General features: G+C 69.1%; 20 protein-coding genes and 1 pseudogene. 12 read left to right on the forward strand and 9 right to left on the reverse strand.

Annotation, left to right across the window (positions count from 1 at the left end; translation table 11 throughout):
- The first annotated feature begins 9 nt into the window (after nt 1-9).
- From nirB to JO059_RS15765, 10 genes are all read left to right on the forward strand, one after another.
- Nucleotides 10-2,529 carry a nitrite reductase large subunit NirB gene (nirB, locus tag JO059_RS15720; protein ID WP_293320284.1) on the forward strand — a complete coding sequence of 840 codons (2,520 nt, stop codon included), beginning with the start codon at nt 10-12 and terminating at the stop codon, nt 2,527-2,529.
- Nucleotides 2,526-2,885 (forward strand): Rieske 2Fe-2S domain-containing protein, encoded by a 360-nt coding sequence (locus tag JO059_RS15725; RefSeq protein ID WP_293320285.1) that lies wholly within the window; start codon nt 2,526-2,528, stop codon nt 2,883-2,885. The genes nirB and JO059_RS15725 overlap by 4 nt, the downstream gene beginning before the upstream one ends.
- A 244-nt stretch (nt 2,886-3,129) precedes the next feature.
- The gene (locus tag JO059_RS15730; protein WP_293320286.1) at nt 3,130-3,783 is read left to right on the forward strand and encodes a methyltransferase domain-containing protein; all 654 of its coding nucleotides are present in this window, start codon (nt 3,130-3,132) and stop codon (nt 3,781-3,783) included.
- Nucleotides 3,780-5,087 (forward strand): molybdopterin-dependent oxidoreductase, encoded by a 1,308-nt coding sequence (locus tag JO059_RS15735; RefSeq protein ID WP_293320287.1) that lies wholly within the window; start codon nt 3,780-3,782, stop codon nt 5,085-5,087. Before JO059_RS15730 ends, JO059_RS15735 begins: the two co-directional genes overlap by 4 nt.
- Before the next feature lies 1 nt (nt 5,088).
- Nucleotides 5,089-5,607, forward strand: coding sequence for a hypothetical protein (locus tag JO059_RS15740; protein WP_293320288.1), 519 nt, complete (start codon nt 5,089-5,091; stop codon nt 5,605-5,607).
- Nucleotides 5,608-5,652: 45 nt separating this feature from the next.
- Nucleotides 5,653-6,861, forward strand: a complete 1,209-nt coding sequence (locus JO059_RS15745; RefSeq protein WP_293320289.1) for an alpha/beta hydrolase — start codon at nt 5,653-5,655, stop codon at nt 6,859-6,861.
- A gap of 44 nt (nt 6,862-6,905) precedes the next feature.
- On the forward strand, nt 6,906-8,315 hold the full coding sequence (locus tag JO059_RS15750; RefSeq protein WP_293320290.1) for a wax ester/triacylglycerol synthase family O-acyltransferase: 1,410 nt from the start codon (nt 6,906-6,908) through the stop codon (nt 8,313-8,315).
- 36 nt (nt 8,316-8,351) lie between these two features.
- Nucleotides 8,352-9,149, forward strand: coding sequence for a crotonase/enoyl-CoA hydratase family protein (locus JO059_RS15755; protein ID WP_293320291.1), 798 nt, complete (start codon nt 8,352-8,354; stop codon nt 9,147-9,149).
- Between the two features lie 94 nt (nt 9,150-9,243).
- Complete coding sequence (locus JO059_RS15760; RefSeq protein WP_293320292.1) at nt 9,244-10,737, forward strand: fatty acid--CoA ligase family protein; 1,494 nt, start codon at nt 9,244-9,246, stop codon at nt 10,735-10,737.
- Nucleotides 10,734-11,030 carry a hypothetical protein gene (locus tag JO059_RS15765; protein WP_293320293.1) on the forward strand — a complete coding sequence of 99 codons (297 nt, stop codon included), beginning with the start codon at nt 10,734-10,736 and terminating at the stop codon, nt 11,028-11,030. The genes JO059_RS15760 and JO059_RS15765 overlap by 4 nt, the downstream gene beginning before the upstream one ends.
- A gap of 3 nt (nt 11,031-11,033) precedes the next feature.
- On the opposite strand, the gene JO059_RS15770 is transcribed toward JO059_RS15765, so the two are convergent.
- From JO059_RS15770 to JO059_RS15785, 4 genes are all read right to left on the reverse strand, one after another.
- Entirely contained in the window at nt 11,034-11,597 is a 564-nt protein-coding gene (locus JO059_RS15770; protein WP_293320306.1) for a TetR/AcrR family transcriptional regulator, read from the reverse strand.
- 101 nt (nt 11,598-11,698) lie between these two features.
- The gene (locus tag JO059_RS15775; RefSeq protein ID WP_293320294.1) at nt 11,699-11,827 is read right to left on the reverse strand and encodes a hypothetical protein; all 129 of its coding nucleotides are present in this window, start codon (nt 11,825-11,827) and stop codon (nt 11,699-11,701) included.
- Between the two features lie 328 nt (nt 11,828-12,155).
- Nucleotides 12,156-13,628, reverse strand: a complete 1,473-nt coding sequence (locus tag JO059_RS15780; RefSeq protein WP_293320295.1) for an aldehyde dehydrogenase — start codon at nt 13,626-13,628, stop codon at nt 12,156-12,158.
- Between the two features lie 93 nt (nt 13,629-13,721).
- Nucleotides 13,722-14,489: a class I SAM-dependent methyltransferase gene (locus tag JO059_RS15785; RefSeq protein ID WP_293320296.1), complete on the reverse strand. Its 768-nt coding sequence runs from the start codon at nt 14,487-14,489 to the stop codon at nt 13,722-13,724.
- Between the two features lie 172 nt (nt 14,490-14,661).
- On the opposite strand from JO059_RS15785, the gene JO059_RS15790 reads away from it, so the two are divergent.
- Complete coding sequence (locus tag JO059_RS15790) at nt 14,662-15,828, forward strand: glycosyltransferase family 4 protein (RefSeq protein WP_293320297.1); 1,167 nt, start codon at nt 14,662-14,664, stop codon at nt 15,826-15,828.
- Here JO059_RS15790 and JO059_RS15795 read toward each other — a convergent pair.
- Both JO059_RS15795 and JO059_RS15800 read right to left on the reverse strand, forming a co-directional pair.
- Nucleotides 15,812-17,515 (reverse strand): hypothetical protein, encoded by a 1,704-nt coding sequence (locus JO059_RS15795; protein ID WP_293320298.1) that lies wholly within the window; start codon nt 17,513-17,515, stop codon nt 15,812-15,814. The genes JO059_RS15790 and JO059_RS15795 overlap by 17 nt on opposite strands.
- A 3-nt stretch (nt 17,516-17,518) precedes the next feature.
- On the reverse strand, nt 17,519-18,808 hold the full coding sequence (locus JO059_RS15800; protein ID WP_293320299.1) for a DUF3068 domain-containing protein: 1,290 nt from the start codon (nt 18,806-18,808) through the stop codon (nt 17,519-17,521).
- A 167-nt stretch (nt 18,809-18,975) separates the two neighbouring features.
- Between JO059_RS15800 and JO059_RS15805 the strand changes: the two genes are divergently transcribed.
- The gene (locus tag JO059_RS15805; protein ID WP_293320300.1) at nt 18,976-20,139 is read left to right on the forward strand and encodes an acyltransferase; all 1,164 of its coding nucleotides are present in this window, start codon (nt 18,976-18,978) and stop codon (nt 20,137-20,139) included.
- Here the strand turns inward: JO059_RS15805 and JO059_RS15810 are convergent, their stop codons facing one another.
- From JO059_RS15810 to JO059_RS15820, 3 genes and pseudogenes are all read right to left on the reverse strand, one after another.
- The gene (locus JO059_RS15810) at nt 20,140-21,042 is read right to left on the reverse strand and encodes a hypothetical protein (RefSeq protein WP_293320301.1); all 903 of its coding nucleotides are present in this window, start codon (nt 21,040-21,042) and stop codon (nt 20,140-20,142) included.
- Nucleotides 21,029-22,129: a VWA domain-containing protein gene (locus tag JO059_RS15815; RefSeq protein ID WP_293320302.1), complete on the reverse strand. Its 1,101-nt coding sequence runs from the start codon at nt 22,127-22,129 to the stop codon at nt 21,029-21,031. Before JO059_RS15815 ends, JO059_RS15810 begins: the two co-directional genes overlap by 14 nt.
- Nucleotides 22,126-22,308: pseudogene (locus JO059_RS15820) on the reverse strand (hypothetical protein); the annotation flags it as partial. The gene JO059_RS15815 and the pseudogene JO059_RS15820, both read right to left, overlap by 4 nt.

The following is a 22,308-nucleotide window of genomic DNA, read 5'->3' on the forward strand; positions in this document are numbered from 1 at the left end:
AGGGGAGTCATGAGTACACTGGCAAGACCCGAAACCAACGGCCACAGCCCCGCCGCCCTGGCCAGCCTGGTGGTGGTCGGCAACGGCATGGCGGGCGCGCGGGCGCTGGAGGAAATCCTCGCCCGCGGCGGCGGAGAGAAATTCGCCATCACCGTGTTCGGAGACGAACCCTACGGCAACTACAACCGGATCCTGCTGTCCAACGTGTTGGCCGGCTCCGACGACGCCGGGGAGATCTACCTCAACCCGCTGGACTGGTACGCCGAGAACAACATCGACCTACGCGCCGGGGTGCGGGTGGTGCGCATCGACCCCTTCGCGCACCTGGTGCACGCCGACGACGGCACCACGGTCCGCTACGACAAGCTGCTCCTGGCCACCGGCAGCCGGGCGTTCTTCCCGCCGGTCGACGGCATCTGGCAGGACAACAAGACCTTGGCGCCGGGCGTTTTCGGGTTCCGGACGATCGACGATTGCCGGGCGATGATCCGGTTTGCCGAAGGGCGAAGCAGAGCAGCGGTTATCGGCGGTGGGCTGCTCGGCCTGGAGGCCGCGCGGGGCCTGCAGAACCGCGGGCTGCGGGTCGGCGTCGTGCAGGGTGGCCCCGCATTGATGAACGCCCAACTCGACGACCAGGGCAGCGCCATCCTGCGGCGCCTGGTGGAGGCGCTGGGCATCGAGGTGCACACCGGCAAGCGGACGACCAGGATGCTGACCGAGAGCGGGCTCCCGTCGGCCATCGAATTCGACGACGGCAGCCGGCTGCCGTGCGACATGCTGGTGATGGCCACAGGCATCCGGCCCAACGTCGGGTTGGCCATGCGCGCCGGTCTGACCGTCGAACGCGCCATCGTCGTCGACGACCACATGCGCTCGATCGACGACGACGACATCTACGTGGTGGGCGAGTGCGCGCAGCACCGTGGACAAGTCTACGGCCTGGTCGCACCGCTGTGGGAGCAGGCCGGCGTGCTAGCCGACCATTTGACCGGCGCCAATCCCACTGCGGCATACCACGGTTCGCGTACCGCCACCAAGCTGAAGGTCGCCGGCGTCGACGTGGCGGCGATGGGGGTGAAAACCCCCGAGCGTGACGACGACGAATTCGTCCAGTACTCCGAGCCCAGGCGAGGGGTGTACAAGACCGTGGTGGTGCGCGACGACAAGCTGATCGGCGCCACCCTGGTCGGAGACGTGAGCAAGGTGGCGTTCTTGATGCAGGCCTTCGACCGCCGGCTTCCGCTGCCGCCCGAGCGGGTCTCGCTGATGTTCGACCTCGGTACGCCGGACGCGGCCACCGGCGCCGCCGAATTGGCGGACGACGCCCAAGTGTGCAACTGCAACGGGGTGAGCAAGGCCGCGATCGTGCGCTGCGTCAAGGACGGCCAGGCATCGGTCGAGGGCGTCATGTCGACGACCCGCGCGGGCAAGGGCTGCGGGTCGTGCAAGGGCTTGGTCGCCCAGGTCGTCGAGTGGGCGGCCTCCCAAACAGGGGTCGCGATTTCGCAAGGCGCGGAAGCGAATTGGTACGTGCCGGGCATCCCCTATGAAAAGCCCGAGCTGATGGCCAAGATCCGCGAGCTCGAGCTGCACTCGGTGTCCTCGGTGTTCGCCGCGCTCGCGCCGGAAGGCCGCGAGGATGCCGGCTCGAAGATGGCGCTCGCGTCGCTGCTGCACATGATGTGGGGCGACGAGTTCGTCGACGAACCGGACGGCCGGTTCATCAACGACCGCGTCCACGCCAACATCCAGCGCGACGGCACCTTCTCGGTGGTGCCGCAGCTCAAGGGCGGCGTGACCAGCGCCGAGCAGCTGCGCAAGATCGCCGACGTGGCCGACAAGTATCAGATCCCGATGATCAAGCTCACCGGCGGCCAACGCATCGACCTGCTCGGGGTGCGCAAGGAGGACCTGCCGTCGGTGTGGGCCGACCTCGGGATGCCGTCGGGGTACGCATACGGCAAGAGCTTTCGGACCGTGAAAACCTGTGTGGGAAGCGACTTCTGCCGATACGGGCTGGGCGACTCGACGGCGCTGGGCATCGCGATCGAGGAGCGCTTCCAGGGCATCCCGAGTCCCGCCAAGATGAAGTTGGCGGTGACCGGTTGCCCGCGCAACTGCGCCGAGGCGCTGTGCAAGGACCTCGGCGTCGTCGCCATCGACGGCGGGCAATGGCAGATCTACGTCGGCGGGGCGGCCGGCGCGCACGTCCGCAAGGGCGATCTGCTGGCGACCGTCGACACCCCGGAAGAGGTCATCGCGTTGACGGGCCGGTTCCTGCAGTACTACCGGGAAAATGCGGGCTGGCTCGAGCGCACGTACACGTTCGTGCCGCGGGTGGGCATCGAACGGATCCGCCAGGTGGTGGTCGAGGACACCGACGGGATTGGCGCCGAGCTCGACGCACGCATGCAGAAATCGGTCGATTCCTACCGTGACCCATGGAGCGAGAGCCGAAACTCTCCCGCGCCCAACCAGTTCCGGTCGTCCCTCCCGCTGATCCCGCTGCCCCAGGTGCCGGTGCGATGAGCGAGGTGACGTTGGGCGACGTGGACGACATCCCGGTGGGCGGGGGCCGGGCCTACGCGGTGGAGGGCCGGCAGATCGCGGTCTTCCGCCTGCGTGACGGTTCGCTGCGGGCGATCGACGCCGTGTGCCCGCACCGTGGGGGCCCGCTGGCCGACGGGCTCAGCGACGCCGGCGTCGTCGTCTGCCCGCTGCACGGCTTCACCTACGACCTCGCGACGGGGGAGGAGGTCGGGGGCGCCGGCGCGGCCGTCACCGCCTATCCCGTGCGCGCCGACGACTCCGGAACCATCCACCTGAGCATGGACGGCGTCGCCGCCCGGCGACCGGAGTGCAACGGCTCGCTGGCCCGTTCGTAGCTGCACCCATCCGGGTCGGCTCCGGCGCCGAATGACTCGCGTGAACCATTCGGCCCGGTCGGTCGGGCGGTCCCGCGCGTGCGGGGTTAGCCGCGCGCGGATCCGGGTATCGATCCGGTTGATCCAAACGCTGGCCTATGCCGCGGATATCGGCCTGCCGGCGATGCGGGTTGGTAAGCACACCCCCCACCGGGGCAAACGCGCGCCCGGGCCGGCTGGTCGCGCACGATGCGAGAGGCGTGACATGCTGGGGCATCTCTACGATCGGGCGCTCGGTGGCGAGAGATGTTGGGTCCGGCACGAGGACGGCGAGGTTCGGCCGCTGCCGGCCCACCGGTGGCTGGGCGACCGATGTCCCGGCGGCGCGCCGCGCGACGCCTTCGACGACGTCTTCGACGAGGCGGTGGCGCAGATGTGCACCGGACCGACCATCGAGCTGGGCTGCGGGCCCGGCCGGTTGGTCGCCATGCTCATCCGGCGGGGCATACCGGCGCTCGGCATCGATCGATCGGCGACGGCCATCCGCTTGGCGGGGCGTGGCGGCGCGCCCGCGCTGCTGGGCGACGTGTTCGAACCGCTGCCCGGAACGGGGTCTTGGCAGACGGTATTGCTCGTCGACGGCAACGTCGGCCTGGGCGGCGACCCACGACGCATCCTGGCCCGCGCCGCCGAGCTGCTCTGCCGCGGTGGGCGCTGCGTGGCCGAGTTCGAGACGGACGTGATCGGCGTCCGCCCGCGCTGGGTGCGCCTCGAGACCGACCGCGACGTGGGGCCCTGGTTCCGGTGGGCGACGGTCGGTGTAGACAGCGCCGCCACGCTGGCCGCGCAGGTCGGTCTGACGCTGACCGGCGTCCGGCTGATCGGCGCCCGGGTCATCGCGAACCTGGCCGCCCTGTGAGCGGCTACGGCTTTCCGGCCCGCCTGTGGCGCGCGCTGGACCGGCATCCGCCGCCGGGCGCGCGGCGGCTGAGCCTGAAGTTCCGCAGCCCGTTGCGTGGCCCATGGTTCACGTCGGTGTTCGGGCTGGTGCTGTTGATCGCGATGCCGATCGTCATCCTCACCGGGTTGCTGTCCTACATGGCCTACGCGCCGCGGCTCGGCCAGGCCATCCCCGCCGACGTCGGCTGGCTGCGCCTGCCCTTCTTCGACTGGCCGACGCGCCCGTCGTGGTTGTACCGGCTGACCCAGGGTCTGCACGTCGGACTGGGCCTAGTGATCATCCCGGTGGTGCTGGCCAAGCTGTGGTCTGTCATCCCGCGGCTGTTCGTGTGGCCGCCGGCCCGCTCGATCGCCCAGCTGCTGGAGCGGCTGTCATTGCTGATGCTGGTCGGTGGGGTGCTGTTCGAAATTGTCACCGGGGTGCTGAACATCCAGTACGACTACATCTTCGGGTTCAGCTTCTACGACGCCCACTACTTCGGGGCATGGGTCTTCATCGCCGGTTTCCTCGTGCACATCGCCCTCAAGATTCCGCGCATGCTCGCCGGCCTGCGCTCGCTGCCCATGCGAGAGGTATTACGCACCAACCGCACCGACACCCGGCCGGAACCGCGCGATCCCGACGGGTTGGTGGCTGCCGATCCGACGGAACCGACGATGAGCAGGCGCGGCGCCCTGGCCCTGGTCGGCTCCGGTGTGCTGCTGGTCGCTGTGCTGACCGTCGGGCAAACCCTCGGGGGTGCCGCGCGCGGCGCCGCCCTGCTGCTCCCCCGGGGGCGCGGCGGTCGTGGGCTCAAGGGCGATTTCCCGGTGAACAAGACCGCTGAAGCCGCGGCGATCACGCCCGAAAGCGTGAGCAGCGGCTGGGTGTTGACCCTCAGCGGGGGACCTGGCGAGGTGGTGCTGGACCGCGCTGCGCTGGCGGCCATGCCGCAATCCACGGCGCGGCTGCCGATTGCCTGCGTAGAGGGCTGGTCGACCGTGCAGACCTGGAGCGGGGTGCGGCTCGCCGAATTGGCCCGGCGGGCGGGCGTGCCGACACCGCGCGTGGCGCGGGTGACATCGCTGCAACGGGTCGGTGCATTCCGTGCCGCGACGTTGCAGGGCAATCAGGTTGCCGACCCCGATGCGCTGCTCGCGCTGCGGGTCAACGGGGCCGACCTGTCGCTGGACCACGGTTATCCCGCCCGGGTCATCGTTCCGGCGCTCCCCGGTGTGCACAACACCAAGTGGGTGGCCGCCATCGATTTCGAGCCGAGCTGAAATGACGGGACGGGTAACGCGATTCCGGGCGGTCTACGGGTCTCATCCGCTGCATTTGCTGACGACGCTGTCCGGTTTCGCCCTGCTCGGATACCTCGTCGCCACCTTCAAACCGGCGACCCTGTGGAGTCCCGGCTCATGGTGGCAGTCGATCGCCGTCTGGTTGGCCGGTGCCGTCATCGCCCATGATCTGCTGCTCTTCCCCCTCTACGCGCTGGCCGACCGGATACTGCTGGCCCGGACCGGCCGACGAGCCTCGGCAAACGAGCGAAACTTCAGCGCCCGCAACCACATTCGCGTCCCGGCGCTGGGCGCGGCGCTGACGCTGCTCATATTCCTTCCGGGCATCATCGAACAGGGCGCTTCTACCTTCTACGCCGCGACCGGACAGACCCAGCAGCCATTTCTGGGCAGATGGCTGCTGCTGAGTGCCGTGATGTTCGCCGTGAGTGCCCTGGTCTATGCCACGCGACTGGCCGTCGCCCGGTGGCGAGCCGCGGCTCGCGGCGGTGGCCCTTAAGGGAATCGTCCGTTTCGCCGCCCAGCGCCGGGGTACAGTGCGTACATGACTGCTAGGGGCATGACGCCCTACATGAAGTGGTTGTTGCGGGCTCGGCCCGCCGATTATGCGCTGGCCATGAGCGTTGCGGGGGCATCCCTGCCGGTAGTCGGCAAGCACCTCGAGCCGCTGGGCACCATGACCGCGATGAGTGTGTGGGGGGCGCGGCACGCGCCCAACCTGATCACGACAATTGCCAAAGAGCGGCTGAGGCCGGGCGTCAAGACGGTGAAAGACACGCCCCCACCACAGCCTATGAACGCGCGGGACGTCGCCCTCGCGGCGTTGCGAGGCATCGTCTCCAACGCGGATCTCGAGCTCGAATGGCCCGTCGCCGAACGCACGCCGCCGATCTGGGACGGGATGCGTCAGCGCCGGTACCTGCACCGGCGCGCCGTGCACTACGGCAACCACCCGGCGCAGGTGCTCGACGTCTGGCGGCGCAAGGATCTGCCCGCGCACCCCGCGCCCGTCCTGATCTTCGTCCCGGGCGGCGCCTGGGTCCATGGCAAGTATCGCGGGCAGGGCTCGGCACTCATGTCGCGGCTAGCCGAGCAGGGCTGGGTGTGTTTGGGCATCGACTACCGTGTCGCGCCGCATCATCGGTGGCCCCGCCACATCATCGACGTGAAGACCGCGATCGCGTGGGCCCGCGCCAACGTCGACAAGTTCGGCGGCGATCGCGACTTCGTTGCGGTCGCGGGATGTTCGGCCGGCGGCCACCTGGCCGCGCTGGCGGGTCTCACGCCCGGCGACGCCGCCCTCCAGGCGAAGCTGCCCGAGGGCGCCGACACCTCCGTGGACGCGGTGGTGGGGATCTACGGTCGCTACGACTGGGAGGACCGGTCCACTCCCGAGCGGGACCGGTTCGTCGACTTCCTGGAGCGGGTGGTGGTCAAACGAAAGATCGCGCGTCATCCGGAGGTGTTCCGCGACGCGTCGCCGATCGCCCGGGTGCACCGAAATGCGCCGCCATTCTTGGTAATTCACGGCAGCAAGGACAGCGTCATCCCGGTCGAGCAGGCCCATAGCTTCGTCGAGCGACTGCGCGCGGTGTCGCATTCGATGGTCGGCTACCTGGAGCTCCCCGCGGCCGGCCACGGTTTCGACCTCATCGACGGCGAACGGGCGGGCGTTGCGGCGCACGCGGCCTCGCTGTTCCTCAACCACGTGTACCGCGCCAAGACACAGATCGGCGCAAAAGAGGTTATCTGAACCCCCGCCCGTGGGTATGGTCGCCCTATGGGTAAGAGGCAGCGGTGAAACGGCTGAGCGGGTGGGACGCGGTACTGCTGTACAGCGAAACGCCGAACGTGCACATGCACACCATCAAGGCGGCTGTGATCGAACTGGACCCGGACGCCCGCGAGTTCGATATCCAAGCGTTTCGCCGCGTGATTCAAGGCCGGCTGAACAAGCTCGAACCGTTCTGCTATCAGCTCATCGAGGTCCCGTTCAAGTTCCACCATCCGATGTGGCGCGAGCACTGCGAGGTGGACCTCGACTATCACATCCGCCCGTGGCGGCTGCCCGCGCCCGGCGGCCGCCGCGAGTTGGACGAGGCGATCGGCGAAATCGCCAGCACCCCGCTGGACCGGAAGCACCCGCTCTGGGAGATGTACTTCGTCGAGGGCCTCGCCAACCACCGGATCGCGGTGGTCGGCAAGATCCACCACGCGCTGGCGGACGGGGTCGCATCGGCGAACCTGTTGGCCCGTGGCATGGACCTGCAGCTCGGGCCGGAGGGCGGTCCGTACGTGTCCGACCCCGCTCCGACAACGCCGCAGCTGATGGGTTCCGCAATCGCGGATCACCTGCGTCACGTCGCACGGCTCCCGGCGACCATCCGCTACACGGCCGAGGGGCTGCGACGGGTCCGCCAGAGCTCGCGCAAGCTCTCCCCGGAACTGACCCGGCCGTTCGAGCCTCCGCAGACGTTCATCAATCACATGATCACCCCGGAGCGCAGGTTCGCCACCGCGACGCTGTCGCTGGCCGACGTGAAGCAGACCGGCAAGCGCCTGGGCGCGACGATCAACGACATGGTCCTCTCGCTGTCCACCGGGGCACTGCGCACTCTGCTGTTGCGCTACGACGGCAGGGCCGAGCCGGTGCTGGCGTCTGTGCCGATGAGCTTCGATTTCTCACCCGAGCGGATCTCCGGTAACCGGTTCACCGGGATATTGGTGGCGCTGCCGGTCGATCTCGACGACCCGCTCGAGCGGGTGCGAACATGCCACGAGAACGCCGTCTCGGCGAAGGAGAGCAACCAGCTGATGGGCCCCGAGCTGGTCAGCCGGTGGGCCGCTTACATGCCGCCCGCGCCCACTCAAGCATTCTTCCGGTGGGCGTCCGGCCGCGACGGAAGCAACAAGATACTCAACCTGAACATCTCCAATGTGCCCGGTCCGCGTGAGCGCGGCCGGGTGGGCGGCGCGCTGGTCACGGAGATCTACTCGGTGGGGCCGCTGACCGCCGGCAGCGGCCTGAACATCACCGTCTGGAGCTACGTCGATCAGCTCAACATCTCGGTGCTGACCGACGGCGCCACCCTCAAGGACCCGCACGAGGTAACCGAGGCCATGCTCAGCGACTTCGTTGAAATACGAAGGGCCGCAGGGCTTTCCGAAGAGTTGACGCCCGTCGAGACGGCGATGGCCCCGGCTTGAGCCGAGCCCCGACCGTCGGCCGCTACCATCAGCACCGTGACTGGTAGCCCCGATAATCAAAAAGCCGGCAGTGCCGAGCCCGAGGTGCTCGTCGAACAACGAGATCGCATCCTGATCGTCACCATCAACCGGCCGAAGGCCAAGAACGCGGTCAACGCCGCAGTCAGCCGCGGACTGGCCGATGCGATGGATCGGCTCGACGGCGATCCCGGTCTGTCGGTGGGAATCCTGACGGGCGCGGGCGGATCGTTCTCCGCCGGCATGGACCTCAAGGCGTTCGCGCGCGGGGAAAACGTGATCGTGGAGGGCCGCGGGATGGGCTTCACCGAACGTCCGCCCGCCAAACCGCTCATCGCGGCCGTGGAAGGCTACGGCCTGGCAGGCGGCATGGAACTGGCGCTGGCCACGGATCTGATCGTGGCGGCGACGGACTCGGCGTTCGGCATCCCCGAGGTGAAGCGGGGACTGGTCGCCGGCGGCGGTGGGTTGCTGCGGCTGCCCGAGCGTATCCCGTATTCGATCGCCATGGAGCTGGCGTTGACCGGAGACCAACTGAGCGCCGAACGCGCGCACGCACTGGGGCTGGTCAATGTCTTGGCCGAGCCCGGCACCGTGCTGGACGCGGCGATCGCGCTGGCCGAAAAGATCACCGCCAACGGGCCGCTCGCGGTCGCCGCAACCAAGCGGATCATCACCGAGTCTCGGGGTTGGAGCCTCGAAACGAGGTTCGCCGAGCAGATCAAGATCCTGGCTCCCGTGTTCTCCTCCAACGACGCGAGAGAAGGCGCGATCGCGTTCGCCGAGAAGCGCCCGCCGCGCTGGACGGGGACCTAACCGCCGGGACGCACCGCACGATCCGAACCCTTGGTGCGGCGGGTTACACTGCACCGTAGATTTGTAACGTGCGGGGATCCACGAAGGGTCGAGGATGAGCATTTCGCTGCTGCTCGAGATGGCTGCGTCGAGCAATCCCGACCGTACGGCCGTGGTCTGCGGGGCAACGAGGCTGACGACGCAGCAGCTCAGCGACCTCGCCGACGGCGGAGCCGGGGTCATCGCGGGTTCCAACGCCAAGCACGTGGCCTATGTGGGGACCGGCGGCGCGATGCTGCCGGTGCTGATGTTCGCCGCCGCACGCGCCGGGCTGGCGTTCACGCCGATCAATTACCGGCTGTCCGCGGACGGTGTTCGAGCGCTGGTCCAGCGGCTGCCCGAGCCGCTGGTGATCGTCGACGGCCGCTACCGGGACATGTTGGCGAACGCCTCGGAGCGGGTGACGAGCTCCGACGAATTCCTGGCGGCCGCGCGCGCCGGCGAGGCCTACACGGAATTTCCGGATCCGGAATCCGTCGCGGTCGTGCTGTTCACCTCGGGCACCACGTCGCAACCCAAGGCCGTCGAGCTGTCGCACAACAACCTGACCAGCTATGTCACCGGGACCGTCGAATTCGAGTCGGCGGAACCGACGGACGCGGCGCTGATCTGTGTGCCGCCGTATCACATCGCTGGCGTCGGTGCCGCGCTGTCGAACCTGTACGCCGGCCGGAAGATGGTCTACCTACCCAACTTCGACGCTGGGGAATGGGTGCGGCTGATCAACGCCGAGCGGGTGACGACCGCGACGGTGGTTCCGACCATGCTGGACCGCATCGTCACGGTGCTCGAGGCCGGCGGTGATGAGCTGCCGTCGCTGCGCAACCTCGCCTACGGCGGCTCGAAGGTGGGCCTGCCGCTGGTCCGGCGGGCCCTCGAGCTGTTGCCGCATGTCGGCTTCGTCAACGCCTACGGCCTGACCGAGACGAGTTCGACGATCGCGGTGCTCACCCCCGAGGATCACCGCCAGGCGCATTGTGCGGCCGATCGCAAAGTGGCCAGGCGGTTGGGATCGGTCGGGCGCCCGGTGCCCGGCATCGAACTGCAGATCCGCGACGAGGATGGCAACGTGCTCGGGCCGGGTGAAACCGGCGAGCTGTTCGTGCGCGGCGAGCAGGTTTCCGGCCGTTATGCCGGCATCGGCTCGGTTCTCGACGAAAACGGTTGGTTCCCAACCAAAGACATCGCAATGCTCGACGACGACGGTTACCTCTACATCGGCGGCCGCAGCGACGACACCATCATCCGCGGGGGCGAGAACATCGCGCCGGCCGAGCTGGAGGAGGTACTGATCGAGCACCCGCACGTGCGCGACGTCGCGGTGGTGGGTGTCGAGGATCCGCAGTGGGGTCAGGCGATAGTCGCCGTCGTGGTGCCGGTGACGGGACTCGACCCCGATCCCGACGAATTGCGCGAATACGTCCGCAAGAACCTGCGGGGGTCGCGAACCCCGGACCGGGTAGTCTTTCGCGACGAGCTGCCGACCACCCCCACCGGCAAGGTGCTTCGCCGGGAGATCATCGAGACGCTAGAAGGGCTCAACGCATGATCAAGAATGGAACTCGTCTCGCCAGCCAGGTGTGTGACACGCAGGTCATCGTCGTCAGGAGCGCCGACAGCCTCGACGACCTCCACTGCGGTGGCGCGCCGATGATCCCGATCGGCGGCGAACGATCGGGCGAGCTCGACCCGGCATTCGCCGGCGGGACCGTGATGGGCAAGCGCTACGTCGACGAAACCGGTGCCGAGGTGCTGGTGACCAAGCCGGGCGCCGGCAGCCTGAGCATCGGCACGACAGCGCTGCAGCTCAAAGAGGTCAAACCGCTACCGGCCAGCGACTGACAGTCACTGCCCGATATTGTTGCGAACCACGAATTCCCTTGCCTTGATGAGGAATTCGAGCTGGTCGCCGACCTGGTGCAGCGGGTCGGTGCTGCGGGTAGAGCGGGCGAGCACGATCGCGCCTTCCAGTGCGGAGACCGACATCACGGCCAGCGAGCAGGCATCGTCGTCAGCGAAGCCGTCGTTGACGAACGCCCGCGTCAGCGCGGCACACCAGCGGCCCAGGATGGCACTGGCCTCGGCGGACAGGTTGGGGTCGTCGTCGCATCCGATCGCCGCCGCCACCACCGGGCAGCCCGCGGTGAAGTCGCAATCGGTCAGCAGCCGTTCCCAGTGCTCGATGAACTCCCGCAGCAGGGCCCTGCCGCCCCAACGGGCGGCATCGTCGATCATCGCGGTGATCGCCTCACCGGAGTGCCGCAGCGCCTCGGTGAGAATCTGATTGCGGCCCTCGGGAAAGTGGTAGTACACCGACCCGCGCGGCGCGCCGCTGCGAGCGAGTACCTCATCGATGGTCACCCCGGCCGCCCCGCGCTCGCGCATCACCTCGGCGGCGCTGATGAGCATCCTTTTCCGCGTGTCGCGGCGCTTCGTCGGCGCGGTGTGCGGTTTCGGGTCGATCGTCGTCGGCTCAGTCGTGGTCGGCATTCTCGCGGCCCCTGCCAGGCTCACGCAGCGTCTGAGTGCCGCGGCGTAGGCCAGTGCGCCTTACGCCCGAAGCGGAACTGGCGGCGCTTCAGGTCGGGCAGCTCGCGCGTGAACTGATAGCCGGCGACGTTGAGCTCGATGATCCACATTTTCTCTCCCGGCTTTTTGCCGCACATGGTTATGGTGGCAAGCATAGAAGACGGTCCGTCTGATAAGCAAATTTGTTCCCTAACTAAACTGCCCAGCTGGGGAGAAGTCAAACACCTGTGCGTTGAAGCAACGGTCACGATTGGGTACCGACGTCATAACTATGCTTTTTTGCATAATTAGCCCCGGGGCGTGGCGTCGACTGGGCGCTTGCGGCCGCCTGCGCGCCCAGCCCGTCGCTCTCGTAGCCGTCGCGCAGGGCTGGTGCATGACGCGCGGCATCGAGCGCCGACGGGTGCGATTCCCGGGCCGCCAGTTTCGGCCTATCAGCTATTCGACGGTGTAGCCCATCGGCATCAGCACGCTCTTCTGCTGGGTGAAGTGCTCGACGCCTTCCGGCCCGTTCTCGCGGCCGATGCCGGAGTTCTTGTAGCCGCCGAACGGACAGCACGGGTCGAACGCGTACCAGTTGATCGCGTAGGTGCCCGTCCGGATCTTCTCAGCGATCTCGATGCCCCGCGGCACGTTGGTGGTCCACACGCTGCCGGCCAGCCCGTACGCCGAGTCGTTGGCGATCTTGATCGCGTCCTCTTCGCTGTCGTAGGGGACGATGCTCAGCACCGGCCCGAAGATCTCCTCCTGGGCGATCGTCATTTTGTTGTCGACGTCGGCGAAGACCGTTGGCTGGACGAAGAAGCCTTTGTCGTCAAGGCCCTCGGGGCGGCCGCCGCCGCACACCAGGCGGGCGCCCTCTTCGACGCCCTTGGCGATGTAGCCCTCGACCCGGGCGCGCTGCTTCTCCGAGATCAGCGAACCGATCTGGGCGGCCGGGTCTGACGGCGGTCCGACCGGCAGCGCCTGCATGAAACCGCTGACGGCATCGACGATTTCGTCGTAGCGCGAGCGCGGTGCCAGGATGCGCGTCTGGGCGACGCACGCCTGCCCGGTGTTCATGATCCCGGAGAACACCAGCATCGGGATCGAGGCGGCCAGGTCGACGTCCTCGAGGACGATGGCCGCCGACTTTCCGCCGAGCTCCAAGGTGCACGGCTTGAGCATCTCCGCGGCGCGCCGGCCGATTTCCTTGCCGACGGCCGAGCTACCGGTGAAGGAAAAGAGGTCGACATCGGGATTGGAGGTCAGCGCCTGCCCGGTCTCGATCCCCCCGGGCACCACCGACAGCACGCCCTCGGGTAGGCCCGCCTCGGCGAAGACCTCCGCCAACAGGTTTGCGCTCAAAGGTGTTTCGGCGGCGGGCTTGAGCACCACGGTGCAGCCGGCCAGCAGCGCCGGACCCAGCTTGTTGACCGCCAGGAACAGCGGCACGTTCCACGCCACGATCGCGCCCACCACGCCGATCGGCTCTCGGTACACGATGCTCTGCCCGTAGCCGCCGTTGCGGGTCTCTTTCCACTTGACCTGCTCGACCGCCGGGCCGGCGAAGAAGTTCATCGCCCCCATCGAACTCATCCAGTGCATCGTTTCGATGCCCATCGGGGGCTGACCCGTTTCGCCCGCGAGGATCTCGGTGAACCGATCCTTGCGCTCCTCCATCAACTTGAGCGCGTTGGCGATGACGGCCGCGCGTTCCTTGGGCGGAGTCGTCGGCCACGGGCCGCTGTCGAACGCCGCGCGGGCGGCGGCGACGGCGGCGTCCACGTCGGCCGCCGCCGCGAGCGGCACCTTGCCGACGTACTCACCGGTGGCCGGGCAGTGCACTTCGATGACCTCGGACGTCGACGGCTCGGTCCACTTGCCGCCGATGAAAAGCTTGTCGTACTCGGTCTTAGGGCTGTCGGGCATTGCGCCGCTCCTCCTCATTGCTCCGCGCTGCATCGTCGCCGGCGCGCATGGCGCCACCCTACCCAAGCCGCCGCCAAATTAGAACATGTTCCATTATCGCGGCTGGAGCACCAGGACGAGGTTGCTCACAAGGAACTCGCGCAGCATCGGCACCCATGTCAGCCACCACGCCCATCGGGGGTGGTAGCGGGGAAATGCCGCCGCCGCAGCGCCGGTTTCTGCGGCCCAACGCAGACCGTCGGCCACGGACACCGCGAACAACGACGACCCGTAGTTGTTTTTCGCCGGATGACCGTGTTTGCGCGCGTAGCGCGCGGCGGCGCGGGTCCCGCCGAGGTAGTGGGTCAGACCCATCTCGTGACCCCCGAATGGCCCCAGCCAGACGGTGTAGGACAGGACGACGAGGCCGCCGGGCCTGGTCACCCGCAGCATCTCGCGGCCGAGTTGCCATGGCCGGGCCACGTGTTCGGCGACGTTGGACGACAGGCAGATGTCTACCGAGTCGTCGGCGAACGGCAGCGCCATGCCCGACGCGCGGACGAACGTGGCCGTCATGTCGTGCACGATCGGTCCGGCCGCGTGCATCTCGCGCGGGTCTGGCTCGACGCCGACGTAGCGGACACCGGCGTCGGTGAACGACGCCGCGAAGTAGCCAGGGCCCCCGCCGACGTCCAGCAGCGTGCGCCCGACCGGAGCCTCGCCGTGGGATTGCGCCCACAGGTCGCCGACCATCGCCGCGGTATCGGTGGCCAATGCGCGATAGAACCGGGCCGGGTCATGCCGCTCGTAGCGGAACTCCGCCAGCAGTCGCAGCGAGCGCGACAGCGTTGCCCGCCGTGCGAATGCATCGGTGACGGCCACCGGCCAACCCTATGGGCGGGCCGGCAGGCGTCAAACCCCGTTGGTCATGCCTCACAGATAACGGGCCGGCCCGCGCATCCGGCCCACGACCTGGTAGGGGGATCCCACCCCCGCATCTGCCCTGCCGAGCCTTGGCCGCTTCGCCGCGCCCGGCAGTCTAGGCTGTTGACCGATGTCTGATCTGCGCTCGGTGCTGCTGCTGTGCTGGCGCGACACGGGGCACCCGCAGGGGGGCGGCAGCGAGGCCTACTTGCAGCGCATCGGCGCACAGCTGGCGGCGTCCGGGGTCGCGGTCACGCTGCGCACGGCCCGCTATCCCGGTGCGCCGCGCCGCGAGGTGATGGACGGCGTGCGGATAAAGCGCGTCGGCGGCCGATACTCGGTGTACGTCTGGGCGTTGCTGGCCATGGGCCTCAGCGAACTGGGGGCGCGGCTGGGCGTTGGCCCGCTGCGGCGAGCGCGGCCCGATGTCGTCGTCGACACGCAAAACGGCCTGCCGTTCCTCGCCCGGCTGGTGCATGGCCGGCGGGTGGTGGTGTTGGTCCATCACTGCCACCGCGAACAGTGGCCGGTGGCCGGACCCGTCCTCGGCCGGATCGGTTGGTATGTCGAGTCGAGATTGTCGCCGTGGCTGAACCGGCGCAATCAGTACGTGACGGTGTCGCTTCCGTCGGCCAGGGATCTGGTCTCCCTCGGTGTCGGCAACGAGCGGATCGCCGTCGTCCGCAACGGCCTCGACGAGGCGCCGCCGCGATCGATGTCCGGACCGCGCTCGTCCGCTCCGCGAGTGGTCGTGCTGTCGCGGCTGGTGCCGCACAAGCGCATCGAGGATGCACTGCAGGCGGTGGCCGCCCTGCGGCCGCGCATACCCGGCCTGCACCTCGACATCGTCGGCGGCGGCTGGTGGCGACAGCGACTCGTCGACCAGGTCCGGCGCCTCGGCATGTCCGAGGCGGTGACCTTCCACGGCCACGTCGACGACGTGACCAAACACCATGTGCTGCAGAGTTCCTGGGTGCACGTGCTGCCCTCCCGCAAGGAGGGCTGGGGTCTGGCGGTGATCGAGGCCGCCCAGCACCGGGTGCCCACCGTCGGATATCGATCCTCCGGCGGCCTGTCCGACTCGATCGTCGACGGGGTGACCGGGATATTGGTGGACAGCCGCGCCGAGCTGGTGGACCGCCTCGAGCAACTGCTGTCCGATCCGCTGCTGCGCGAGCAACTCGGCGCCAAGGCGCACACGCGCAGCGGTGAATTCTCGTGGACCCAAAGCGCCGACGCGATGCGCGGTGTCCTCGAGGCGGTGCAGGCAGGCGGGTACGTCAGCGGCGTGGTCTGACCCGGCGCCGACACTCGCCGACCGCCACACCCGCAGCACCCCCCAGCAGCGCTGCCAGCCACACCAGATGCGCGATGACGGTCGCCCTGCGTCGGGCCGGCGAGACACCAGCGGTGTCGCCGCCGATCCGATAGAGGGCGAAGTGATCGTCGCGATAGACCGGCGCCAGCGCGCCGAGCGTCCGGGCGGCCGCACCGATGTCACCGGCGCTGTCCGCTTCGACGACCAGCCACCCCACACCGGCCGGGGCCAGCGTCGCGGGATCGGGGCCTGACAACAGCAGGTCCTCGACCGCGCGCGCGTGATCCCCCTCCCCGGGGACGACGACCCCGGCGATGGTCAGGTCACCGGTCGCCAGGACGTCGGCGCGCACCCAGCGCGGCAGCGGATCCAGCACGGGCGCCGGCCCGGCCCAGGAGAACCGCCGCATGGCACCGGCGGGCAACACGGTGACGGCTTGCGGATCGGCGTTGATCCTTGACGCCACCGCGGCCCACCCGCGCGGGTAGCGCACCGACGACACCCTGCCCCACACGCCCCAGCCCAGGTCCGGCAGCGCCAGGATCAGCGCGAGGCAACAGAGCGGCGCCGCGACTCCCGTCGGCAGCCGCCGGCGCAACGTCACGACCGCGCCGGCGCCCGCCAGCGTGTACCCGGGCACCGCGAGAGCCACCCACTTCTGCCCGTCGCGCAGCACGCCGAAACCGGGTGCGGCGTCGACTAGCGCGCGCAGTGCGTGCAGGCCAGGCCCGGTGGCCAGCGCGGCCGGCCCCAGGACGGCGACCGCCGCCAGGACGAGAAGCGGCACCGCTACTCCGCGGCGTGCCGCCGCCGGTAGCCCGGCCAGTACGAGACCGAGCAGCACCACGGCCGACAGCACCGCGAACGGCGTTGCGCGAGAAGCCGGTACGGCCTCGCCGTTCCAGATGCCGCCGAGGCTGGCCAGGCTGGTGAGCGTGCCCAGGCCCGGCTCGGCTCGCGGCGCGAACGCGTTGACCCCCAGCCCGTTGGCCGCCCGGTGAGGGCTCAAGGATGCGCCCAATGCCGATGCGGTCAGCCAGGGCAGCGCCGCCAGCAGGGCGGCACACAACCCCGCCGCGGCGCACAGCCGGCGCGGAAGTCCGGTCCCGGGTGCGGTCGCGCAGACCAGCGCCACCGTCGCGGCGAGCAACAAGCCGGTCGGGGTGAGCCCGGCCAGCGCCACCCAGAACGCCAGCCCGCACATCCGGGGCCAGCCGGAGCCGTCCTCCGCGCGCAACCTCAGCACCGTGGCCGCAACCCATGGCAGGCAGCCGTAACCGAGGAGGAGACTCCAATGACCCTGCAGGAGCCGTTCGGCGACATAGGGATTCCAGATCGCCAGTGTGATGGCGACGAACTGACCTCCGGCGCCGGCGCCGGGCAATGCCGTCGCGACCAGGCGGGCGGCGCCCCACCCGGCCAGCCAAAGCCCCAGGGCCAGCAGCGCCTTGACCACGATGCCGCCGTCGATCAGCCGCGAGGCGAGAGCCACCGCGAAGTCCTGCGGCGTCGCGCGCGGCGCCGACGTCAGCCCGAGTGCGGTATCGGAAAGGTATGAGCGCGGGGTGGACACCGCGTCGCGCAGCAACAAATACCCGGGCTTCAGCAGCGGCCCGATCACCAGCAGCGCCAACAACAGCGCGTACCCGGGCCGGGCCCAACGCATCGGCTATTCCCGGTCGGGCGGCCCGGGCGGCTTGGGCTCGGCAGGCCCCGGATCGAGTGGCTCGTCGGAACCCGCAGGGGCGGCGGTGGGTCCCTCAGAGCCGGACTCCTCGCGCGCAGTGGGAATCTGCGCCGGCAGCTTCTCGGTTTCGGCCTCGGCGCCGGGCACCGGTTCTTCGAGCCCACTGCGGCCGAAGAATTCCTGGTCGCCCCGGTCCAGGCCGGGATCGGTGAGGACGCTTTCGGTCCGCAGGCTGAACGAAGCGAGCAATCCGCCGCCGATCAGCGCTATCACCCCGGCCGCGGTGAAAGTGATCGGTAGCACCCGCGACCACAGCGCCAGCCGGTCGCGCTCGTCGCGCGCCGCGTTGACCTGGGATTCGACGGTGGTTTCGTTGGACGTGACGCGGTAATCGGCGAGCGTCACCTCGGGCTTGAGCGGATCGCGGGCAAAGTAGTGGTTCGCATGCTCGCTCTTCTTGACGATGGTGCCCGATATTGGGTCCACCCAGAGGGTCCGCTGCGCAGCGTAATAGCGGGTCATGGTGACCTGCTCGGCCGGGTCGCCGCCGACACCCCACATCCCGGCGGATGTGGTGACCTTGCCGTCCTCGTTCCCGGGGTACAGCGACGGGTACACCACGGGGGCGGCCAGCCTACCGTCGGGGCTGTAGCCAACGTTCTGGGTGAACCGGTACGTGGTCAAGCCGTTGACGTCGTCTTGCCCCTCGTAGTTGACGTCGAACGGCTTCTGCGCAATGGGATCGAAGTAGGGGTACGTCTTCTTCTCGGTGTGGAACGGAAAACGGAAGGAAAGAACTTCGTGGCGCAGCGGGATCGCGGTGGGCGGATTCTCGTCGCCGAAAGACCGCGGCTTTTGCACGGAGCCGCCGGTGTGGGTGTCGTCCGACACCGCCATCGCCGTCTTGCGGTTGAGGGTGACGGTATCGACGATCGCCAGCAACAGCCCGCTGTCCTTTTGCTTGTCGGTGCGCCGGACCGACGTGCCGACCTGCAACGTGACGACGTCGGCGTTGGCGGGCGACTCGACACTGACCTGCTGCTGCGAAACCAGCGGAACGTTCTGGTTGACGACGATGTGGTCACCGGACAACGACGCGGAGTCGAGCGCGGTTCCGGTGCCGTCGCTGATCAACGTGTTGTCGAGGTCGAGCGGGATCTTGGCGATCCTGCTGCTGGTATACGTCGACAGCAGCAGCGCGGCGATCAGCAGGGCGGCTCCGAGTCCGACGATCGCGCATGCGGCGAACCGCAACATGACTGCTCGGTTCACGTTGCTGTGTCCTCCTAATGGTTCTCGAAAGTCGAAAGACTCGTCGGCCGCAACCCACCCCGACCAGCCAAGCAGCCTGGCAAACCCGTTCGACCCTAACAGCAGAATTTAAGGCCCCGGCTTACCAACCCACCGGCCGGCGGCGCACGACAGGCACACTTGTCTCCATGACGGACGGCCGGCAGGTGGGGGGGACTCGCAGCTTCCTGCCCGCCGTGGAGGGCATGCGCGCCTGCGCGGCCATGGGCGTCGTCGTCACGCACGTCGCCTTCCAGACGGGGCACTCCAGCGGCGCCGCCGGCCGGCTGTTCGGCCGCTTCGACCTCGCCGTGGCGGTGTTCTTCGCGTTGTCGGGGTTCCTGTTGTGGCGCGGCCACGCCGCCGCGGCGAGGGACCTGGCTACCCGGCCCCGCACGGGCCATTACCTGCGGTCGAGAGCGGTCCGCATCATGCCGGCCTACGTCGTGGCGGTCGTCGTGATCCTGACCCTGTTGCCCGACGCGGATCACGCCAGCCCGACCGTGTGGCTGGCCAACCTGACGCTCACCCAGATCTATGTGCCGCTGACCCTGACCGGTGGCCTGACCCAGATGTGGAGCCTGTCGGTCGAGGTCAGCTTCTATCTGGCCTTGCCGGTCCTGGCGTTGCTGGCCCGCAGGTTGCCGGTAGGGGCCCGCGCTGGGGCGATCTTCGGCCTCGCGGTCCTCAGCCTGGCCTGGGGCTGGCTACCCCTGCACGGTCGGTCCGGCATCAATCCGCTGAACTGGCCGCCGGCGTTTTTTTCGTGGTTCGCCGCGGGCATGTTGCTGGCGGAGTGGGCCCACAGCGGGCTCGGCCTGCCGGTGCGCTTGGCGCGGCGGCGATTCTTGATGGCTGTCGTGGCCCTGCTGGCATATCTGGTGGCGGCGTCCCCGCTGGCGGGTCCCGAGGGACTGGTTCCCGGCACCGCCACCCAGTTCGCGGTGAAGACGGCGATGGGTTCTCTGGTGGCGTTCGCGTTGGTGGCCCCGCTGGTGCTGGACCGTCCCGACACGCCGCACCGTGTGCTCGGCAGCGCCGCCATGGTGACCCTGGGGCGCTGGTCGTACGGCCTGTTCGTGTGGCACTTGGCCGCGCTCGCGCTGGTCTTCCCGGTGCTCGGGACGTTCCCCTTCACCGGCCGGATGCCGACGGTACTGGTGTTGACGCTGATCTTCGGCTGGGCGGTCGCCGCCGTCAGCTACGGGCTGATCGAGTCGCCGTGCCGGGAAGCGCTGCGCCGGTGGGAACGCCGCGTGAGGCCCCGGGAGGGGCAGGACATCGACCGCGAGGCCGATGCGATCGCGCCGTGATCACGAATGCGGGCCCGTCACCGCGGCATGACCGCTGGCGCCGGTGGAGTCGGCGTCGGCGAGGGCGTCCTGCAGTCGGTCCAGGGGGCTGCCGCCGTCGCCGGTGCCCAGTCGGTGGCCCGGAAGAGAACCCTGGGATTCACCGTCGGACACCGGGATCCGGTCGGGGCTGATGTCGTTGAGCGCCCCGGGGCCCCCGTCCAGTCCGGCACGGCGGGACCCGAACGGGGGAGCCGGCGGTGGCGGCGGTGGTGGGGGCGCCGGCGCGCTCATCGAAGGAATCGGGTTCGCCCTTGCCGGCGGCGCTAGCCGGCTTAGCGCGTCGATCTTGGCGCTGACTCGGGCGGCGGCATCGTTGCGGATGCGGCGGCGATCCGGGTCGGGGTCGGTGTTGTCTTGGAAGCAGCGCGGTGGCGCACCGAAAATGCTCTGCAGCGCACCGTCGTAGCGTTGCCGGGCGCGCGTCGTGTCGGCGCCGGCCGCAGCGAGGTCTCCCTGGCTCTCGCGGACCAACTCGAGGTTGATGCGTACCGCGCACGGGTCGGCGCCGCGGGCCAGGGCGGCGGCGAACCGCTCGTCGGCGGCGTCGAGGTTGCCCTCCAGCGCCGCCAGATCTCCGGCGACGAACGACACGCGGCCCGGGTCGATGTTCAACGCCCGCAGAGCGGAGACGTCGGCTCGCAGGCCATCGACGTCCCGACGGGCGAAGTCGGAGATCGCGGCGTGGCCGGCCAGCATCTCGGAGACGATCATGACCATCCCGGTCACCAGCAGCAGCGCGACGGGTAGCGAGTACGCGATGAGCCGCCGGCGCAGCCGCAACCGCGATGGGCCCCGTTGCCACCACGAGGCCAGGCGTAGCCCGCCATGGCGGGCGAGGGAGCGCGGATTACGTTGCAGCATCCGCAGATTCCACTCGTCGGGGTGGGCGGTTGCGGCGGATGTCCCGCAACGTCGGGTAGCTTTCGCCCAGCGCCAACAGGGCAGCCAGCCCACTGAGCACCCAATAGAGCTCGGTGCGCTCGATGCCGGTTGATCCCGAATGCGAGTAAGCGGAAGAATCGCGCGCCGCCGAGGCGGTCAGGTCGACGGCAGGCATCACCCGGGCGATGGAACCCCCGGACACGTTGTCTCGGTGGAAATACGGCACTCCCAGCACGCCGGCGATGCCCCTGAGGGCGTCTTCGTCGAGCCCCGAGTTGGCCGCGCGGTTGGCGGCCTCGTCCCACTCGTACACGACGTTGCCGTTGAGCAAGGCCTGCGGGACCGGGCCGCCGGCGGGGGTCCCGTAGCCCAGCACCGCGCCCCCGGCAATCGAGCTGTGAGGGATGTCGAGGCCGCCCTGCGCGGCGCGCGAGCCGCCGGCCCCTTCTCCGAAATAGAACACCAGGTTCTTGGAGCCGGGGTACGCCTCGCTGGCCTCGGCGAGTTTGGCGCGCAATAGGCCGTTCGCCGCCTCGGCGTTGACCTGGAACATCGCGTCGGGAGGCACCTCGGTGTAGGTCGACATCCCCCTGACGAGGGGCTCTAGGCTCCACGCGTCGTCGGATAGCGGCCAGTCCAGGCTGGCCGTGGCGGCGAAGCTGATGACGGCGAAGCGGGCCCCGGGATATTGGTCGACGAGCGCGGCGATGTCGTCGCGGATGCCCGACATCCGCGATCTGGAGTTGCCTGCGTTCGAGCCGTAATCGGTGACGCGCCCGTCCACCGAGCGATCGACCACGAAGAACACGTTGGCGGCGGCTGCGCGGGCGGATCCGCCCGCGGCAGCCGCGCCGTGCAGGTCGTCGCGCAGGAGGCCGGGCCGGGCGGCAGCAAGCACCAACAGCAGACCGGCTGCGGTGAGTGCGCTCCAGCGCAGCAGCACCCGCAGAAGCCGACCGCTGCCCGCGCCTGCGAGCACCCGGGTGAGGGCGGCCACCCGGATCACGATCAATACCGTCGCGATCGCCAACAACCAGCCCGCGGGGACGATTGGATCGAAGGTCATCGGCGCGCCACCGCCAGCGAGACGAACAAGAGGGTCGCCACGCCCAAGGCGCACAGCAGCGGCACGGTCGGGTGGTCCTCCGGGCGGCGGGTGACGGCGGTGCCGCCGGGCGAGACCACCTCGGGGGGGCTGGCGCGGATCTTGTCCAGCACCGCGGCCAGTGCCGGGTCGGTGCCGGC

The sequence above is a fragment of the Mycobacterium sp. genome (assembly GCF_019247615.1).
GTDB lineage: Bacteria > Actinomycetota > Actinomycetes > Mycobacteriales > Mycobacteriaceae > Mycobacterium.